The sequence below is a fragment of the Azoarcus taiwanensis genome (assembly GCF_012910885.1).
GTDB classification, from domain to species: domain Bacteria; phylum Pseudomonadota; class Gammaproteobacteria; order Burkholderiales; family Rhodocyclaceae; genus Azoarcus_F; species Azoarcus_F taiwanensis.
Genome location: NZ_WTVM01000207.1, coordinates 1 through 4,635 on the forward strand (window position 1 = coordinate 1; position 4,635 = coordinate 4,635).

The following is a 4,635-nucleotide window of genomic DNA, read 5'->3' on the forward strand; positions in this document are numbered from 1 at the left end:
AGGTAGCGCCCGGTCAGTTGCAGCGCCCTCTCGCAGCCGAAGTCGCTCCACGGGTTGGCGCCCTGGCTCATTGGTCGCAGGCTCGGCCGCTCGGCTTTCGCACGACAGGTATGCGGCAGCGCCGTATAGCTTTCCAGCGCATGTGACAGCACATCGAAACCTGATGCAGCCACCACCGAGCGCGGCAGGGTGTAGGTGGTGGTCGGGTCGATCAAGGCCAGAGTGGGGCGCAGCAGGCGCGACACGATGCCGGTCTTCACGCCGCGTTCGACCCAGTCGAAGATCGCGATGCCAGTGCATTCGGCACCGGTGCCGCTGGTGGTGGGGCAGGCGATGTGCGGCTTCAGCGGGCCGGGCACTGCACGGCCTTCGCCCAGCGGCGCGTTGACGTAGGCGGCCAGTTCTGCGGGATGGGTGGCGTAGAGGTTGGCCGCCTTGGCGGTGTCGATCACCGAGCCGCCGCCGACCGACACGTAGCCGTCGAAACGACCTTCCACCGCGAAGCGGGCGGCATCCATGAACGAGGCGTCGGTCGGTTCGACCAGGACGTCGTCGTACACCACGACATCAATGCCGGCGGCACGAAGAGAGGTCCGCACGATGTCGACATGCGCCAGCGCGGCGAGCCGCTTGTCGGTAAACAGCGCGACCCGCTTCAGGCCACGCTCGCGCGCATGGTCGCCCGCTTCGGCCAGACAGCCGGGGCCGAACGTGATCGCCGAGATATCGACCGAGAAAACGGCATCGCCGCCCTCGGCCAGTGCGTAATGGTGACAGCAAGCCATCGAGGTCTCCTCCGTGCCGGTCCTGGCCGGCGCTTGTCGGTGTGTTGTCGGGGAGTCGCCGCTGCGACTGCCCGGGTCGATGATAGCGCCGCTGCCCCGGTGCGTGTCAGCAGATCCTCGGTGACGACTCCCCAGCTGGCCCCAGCCATGACTTTTGTCATAGGCAGTCGCCATTGTCCGGTGGAGAATTGAAATGGGGACGTGTGGTTTAGCGCCCGACGCTCGCGAGAGGTCCTCTCATCAGAAGTCACCGGACAGAACATGGTTGACGCAACCCCACCGCAGCTGCGCGGACATGTGATGGAAAACCCGTCCCGTCGCCTGACCGCTCGCTATATCCTCGCTTTGGTCATCATCGCGATGCTGGTCAGTGGGGGGCACTTCGTCATGGTACGGGCCCTTACCGAAGCTGACAGCGACAGCCGCATCATCAACCTCGCCGGCCGGCAGCGCATGTTGTCGCAGCGCCTGGTCAAGACCCTGGGCGAGCTGACCCTGGTCGAACCATCGCGTCCCGCGCCCGTGCTTCGCGACAGCCTGATGTCAGACCTGGATAGCTGGAAGCGGACCCATGTCGGCCTTCAGGCGGGAAGCACCGAACTCGGCTTGCCGCCGGTGTCCGACCCCGGCATTGTCGCGATGCTCTCCGCACTCGATGACGTCGTTGCGGCGCTTGCAGGCTTGATTCAGAAGTCGGGGCACGAAGACGCATTGACCGATCAAGCGCTGATGCGCGAAGCGCATGCGCTGAGTCACGATTTCGTGACAAGAATGGACGACATCGTTTTCGCCTGGGGCGCGCTTTCCGAGGAGAAGGTCGTCGGCCTCAAGCGGATTGCACAGGCGATCTGGTTGCTTGCCTTGCTCACACTCGCCGCCGAGGCGATGCTGATCTTCAGGCCCTTCGTAAAGCAGCTTTCGCGAAGCCACCATGACCTGCAATCGCGGGCCCGTGAGCTGGAGCGGCTGGCGATGGTCGCACGCCGTACGACGAATGCCGTGGTCATCACCGACGAGAAACGATCTATTCAGTGGGTTAACGAGGGCTTCACCCGTATCACCGGCTACGCCCCCGAGGAGGTGATCGGTCATTCACCCGCCATGTTCCAGGCGCCCGAAACCAACCCCGAGGCGATCGCATTGATGCGCTCGCGACTGAGCGAGGGACTCGGTTGTCGTGTCGAAGTACTTAGCCGGCGCAAGGACGGGCGGCAAATCTGGCTCGATCTCGATATCCAGCCTCTGCACGATGAAGCCGGATGTCTGACCGGATTCATCTCGATCCAGTCCGACATCACCGAGCGAAGGACGCTGCAGTACCACGCCAACACCGATGTGCTTACCGGGCTGCCAAACCGCCGCCGCTTCTTCGAGCGATTACAGGCGGAGCACAAGCGTTCAGACCGAAACCGCAGCGCCGGCGCGCTGCTCATCCTCGACATCGATCATTTCAAGCGGGTCAATGACGTCCATGGCCATGTCGCCGGCGACAAGGTGCTGCACACGCTGGCGAATGTGATACGTCGCACGATTCGCCAGACGGACTTTCCCGGCCGGCTTGGCGGCGAGGAATTCGGCGTCATTCTTCCCGAGACCGATCTGTCTGCGGCAAGTCACCTCGCCGAGCGCCTGCGGCAGCAGGTCGAGGCGCAGAAGACTGTGGTCGGCGGCGCCGAGCTCGAGGTGACGATCAGCATTGGGCTCGCAGCCATGGGTCCGGATCGTGATATCGCCGAGGTCTTCCATCTGGCCGATCAGGCGCTTTACAAGGCCAAGGGTGCTGGCCGAAACCAGGTGGTGGTGACAGAGCAGTAGTGGTTTTCACGCCGCCGGCGGCCGACTCGGTATGTCGATGTCGCTGCGTACCGCTGTCGGGCCGGCGCCGGTGACGCCAGCAGTGAGAATGAAGCGCATCGCCTCGTCCATGCTCATGTCAAGCGGAGTCAGCGCGCTGCGCGGTACCAGCACCGTGTAGCCGCCGATCATGTAGCTCATCGGCAGGTACACCAGCACACTGCCTTCGTCGTCGAAGCCCTTGGGCATGCGTGTGTTGTCTGCGAGGGTGACCAGCCCGATCGCGCGCATGCCCTTGCCGCCGAGGTCGACCGACACCACCTGCTCGAACTCCTTCTTCTTCATCGGAGAGAAATACTCGATGAAGTCGCGGATTGCCGGGTAGATCAGCCTCACCAGAGGCAGGCGCAGAAAGAGCTGTTCGAGGCGTACGAACAAGCCTTGCACGATGTAGCTGTGCATCAGCATGCCGACGAAGAAGAGCACCACGAATCCCGCGGCGACGCCGAGGCCGGGGCGATACAGATCAGGCGGCAGCAACTGCTGCAACAGGCCGCCAAGCAGTGCCTCGCTCGATACCGCCAGCCAGTAGAGGAGGTAAATCGTCAGCGTGATCGGCAGGATCGCGATCAGGCCGGTCAGGATGTTCTTGGTGATGACGCCCATCGCTCCAGTCGTCCCCTCAATACTTCGGCGTGGCCGCCGCTGCGTGCTTCAGCCCAGACTGCTGACCACGCTGAGTGTGGTTGGGGGGCGAGGGGAAGTCAAGCCGCGCGAATGCGCTTCAGCGTGCGTTGCCGGTATGCATGCCGACTTGCGGGCGATTGCGGGAGAGGGCGTTTCGGGTGATCACGACAACACGTTTCACTGCCGCCGCAATGAGATCTGCAACTACGCGATCACGGCGTGCGCGGGCTTCCTGGATGAGCGCCGTAAGGTCGATGGGTATTTCTTGATTTCGCATTCTTGATGCTCCTGTTCACGGTCGATCTCCTTTTGGGAGAATCCGACAAGTCTAGAGCGTGTTGTGCGGTGCAGCAAATCAGACTTTTTCGTTCCCGCATCAGTGGGATTGATCGGTGTTCGGCGCGGCTGAACGCGTCGGTTGCCGCTGACCGCCAGCATCAATGCCGACGCCGGTCGACTGCTCGGCGCCGGGGGGCGTGGCTTGCACCGCTCCACTCGTGGTTGAGGCGTTCGTCGGACTTGAAGGAGTGGCTTCAGCCGCGATTCGGACGGCCTCCGGCGTACAATGTCGAGGATGAATCCGCAGCCCGAACCGATCTTCGCCCGTGCCCGACCGCCTCGGTCGCCGGCGTCTTTTCTGCCCATGAGCCGCGCCGAGATGACCGCGCTTGGCTGGGATGTGTGCGACGTGATCATCGTCACCGGCGATGCCTACATCGACCACCCCAGCTTTGGCATGGCACTGGTCGGACGCTTGCTCGAGGCGCAGGGCTTTCGCGTCGGCATCATTTCGCAGCCGGACTGGAAAAGCGCCGAACCTTTCCGGGCGCTCGGCAAGCCGCGCCTCTTCTTCGGTATCACCGCGGGCAACATGGACTCGCTGGTCAATCGTTACACCGCCGATCGCAAGATCCGCTCGGAGGACGCCTACACCCCGGGTGCCGAAGCCGGCCGTCGGCCTGACCGCGCAGTGACGGTTTACGCACAGCGCGCCCGAGAGGCGTTTTCGGACGCCAACATCGTCATCGGCAGCATCGAGGCCTCGCTGCGCCGTATCGCCCACTACGACTACTGGTCGGACAAGGTGCGCCGCTCGGTGCTGCCCGACTCGAAGGCCGACGTTCTCCTCTTCGGCAACGCCGAGCGGGCGCTGGTCGATCTCGCCCACCGGCTCGATGCCGGTGAGCCGATCGCGGACGTCCGCGATCTGCGTGGCACCGCCTTCATGGTCAAACCGGGTTGGCTGCCTGCAGAGGACTGGAGCGAGATCGATTCGCTCGACCTCGACAAGCCCGGCGCGCTGGTCACCCACCCCGACCCCTACGCGATGGAAACCCCCGCCAAGCCGGCTGAGCCGAACGCTGCCGCC

The 4,635-nt window shown here is 63.9% G+C and carries 4 protein-coding genes and 1 pseudogene; 2 read left to right on the plus strand and 3 right to left on the minus strand.

Annotated features, from left to right (window positions below):
• The coding region (locus tag GPA21_RS19350; protein WP_168989712.1) for an iron-containing alcohol dehydrogenase at positions 1-785 on the minus strand (785 nt) is incomplete at its 3' end.
• A gap of 261 nt (positions 786-1,046) precedes the next feature.
• Here GPA21_RS19350 and GPA21_RS19355 point away from each other — a divergent pair.
• A complete protein-coding gene (locus GPA21_RS19355; protein ID WP_168989713.1) occupies positions 1,047-2,600 on the plus strand; it encodes a diguanylate cyclase in 1,554 nt (517 codons plus the stop codon).
• 6 nt (positions 2,601-2,606) lie between these two features.
• On the opposite strand, the gene GPA21_RS19360 is transcribed toward GPA21_RS19355, so the two are convergent.
• On the minus strand, positions 2,607-3,245 hold the full coding sequence (locus GPA21_RS19360; protein ID WP_168989714.1) for a DUF502 domain-containing protein: 639 nt from the start codon (positions 3,243-3,245) through the stop codon (positions 2,607-2,609).
• A gap of 118 nt (positions 3,246-3,363) precedes the next feature.
• Entirely contained in the window at positions 3,364-3,543 is a 180-nt protein-coding gene (locus GPA21_RS19365) for a hypothetical protein (RefSeq protein WP_168989715.1), read from the minus strand.
• 366 nt (positions 3,544-3,909) lie between these two features.
• On the opposite strand from GPA21_RS19365, the pseudogene GPA21_RS19370 reads away from it, so the two are divergent.
• Positions 3,910-4,635, plus strand: a pseudogene (locus GPA21_RS19370) (YgiQ family radical SAM protein); the annotation flags it as partial.

Coding starts and splice junctions, on each gene's coding strand:
- GPA21_RS19355 (WP_168989713.1), top strand. CDS start 1,047: ATGGTTGACGCAACCCCACCGCAGCTGCGCGGACATGTGATGGAAAAC.
- GPA21_RS19360 (WP_168989714.1), bottom strand. CDS start 3,245: ATGGGCGTCATCACCAAGAACATCCTGACCGGCCTGATCGCGATCCTG.
- GPA21_RS19365 (WP_168989715.1), bottom strand. CDS start 3,543: ATGCGAAATCAAGAAATACCCATCGACCTTACGGCGCTCATCCAGGAA.